Source organism: Mesorhizobium sp. M7A.F.Ca.ET.027.03.2.1, from assembly GCF_003999175.1.
In the GTDB taxonomy this organism is placed as follows: domain Bacteria; phylum Pseudomonadota; class Alphaproteobacteria; order Rhizobiales; family Rhizobiaceae; genus Mesorhizobium.
Genome location: NZ_RZOM01001859.1, coordinates 1 through 496, shown reverse-complemented (window position 1 = coordinate 496; position 496 = coordinate 1). Strand labels below are relative to the sequence as shown.

Genomic DNA, 496 nt, shown 5'->3' with positions numbered 1-496 from the left:
CCGGTGAACAGGCCGGCAGCGACCGGATCGGTCAGCGTCTTCAGCGCCGTCTTGGCGGCATCGATCTGGGCGGGATCGGTGATGCGGACCTGCAGGGTCCGCCCCGTGCCGGCAAGGCCGGTATAGCCGATCTTGGCGTCGCGTAGCAGCGTGCGGATTTCATCGCGCGTCGTCTCCAGCCGGTCCTTGATCAGATCGTTCTGGTTCATTTCCAGCAGGATGTGCGAACCACCCTGCAGGTCGAGGCCGAGCGTCATCTGCCGCTTCGGCACCCAGCTGGGCAGTTGCGCCAGCGTGCTGGCGGAGAACAGGTTGGGCGCGGCGAGGATCACTGTGATGGCCACGGCCACCCAGATCAGGATCATCTTGAAGCGCGAAAAATACAGCATATGGCGTCGTCCGTCAGAGCGTGTCCGCGGATCGCTCCGCCTAAAATTGGATTATTTCTTGGCGTTCTGGTTGGCCACCGGCTCGCCCTTGACGCGCACATCGGCGA

The 496-nt window shown here is 63.3% G+C and carries 1 pseudogene; it reads right to left on the bottom strand.

Annotation, left to right across the window (positions count from 1 at the left end):
• Positions 1-389, bottom strand: a pseudogene (locus tag EN750_RS38475) (protein translocase subunit SecDF); the annotation flags it as partial.
• Positions 390-496: the final 107 nt, after the last annotated feature.